We start from the raw sequence: 608 nt of genomic DNA, 5'->3' as shown, positions 1-608 counted from the left end.
CCGTTGTCTTTACCTGCGACGTTATCGACCCGGCCGACGGTCAAGGCTACGACCGCGACCCTCGCTCTATCGCACGCCGCGCCGAAGCCTATTTGAAATCTTCCGGTATCGGCGACACTGCCTATTTCGGCCCTGAGCCTGAATTCTTCGTTTTTGACGGCGTAGAATTTGAAACCGATATGCACAAAACCCGTTACGAAATCACTTCCGAAAGCGGCGCATGGTCAAGCGGCCTGCACATGGACGGTCAAAACACCGGCCACCGTCCGACCGTCAAAGGCGGTTACGCACCTGTTGCACCGATTGACTGCGGCCAAGACCTGCGTTCTGCCATGGTCAATGTTTTAGAAGAACTCGGCATCGAAGTGGAAGTGCATCACGCCGAAGTCGGCACCGGCAGCCAAATGGAAATCGGTACCCGTTTCGCCACTTTGGTTAAACGCGCCGACCAAACCCAAGACATGAAATATGTGATTCAAAACGTTGCCCACAACTTCGGCAAAACCGCCACATTTATGCCCAAACCCATCATGGGCGACAACGGCAGCGGTATGCACGTTCACCAATCCATTTGGAAAGACGGTCAAAACCTGTTCTCAGGCGACGGC

1 pseudogene is annotated in these 608 nt (G+C 54.4%); it reads left to right on the top strand.

From position 1 onward, the window contains the following. A pseudogene (locus tag ACTHUR_RS15805) lies at window positions 1–608 on the top strand (type I glutamate--ammonia ligase); the annotation flags it as partial.

The sequence above is a fragment of the Neisseria sp. P0021.S007 genome (assembly GCF_051956855.1).
Note: the sequence above shows the minus strand (reverse complement) of the source record. Positions and strands in the feature narration are given on the sequence as shown.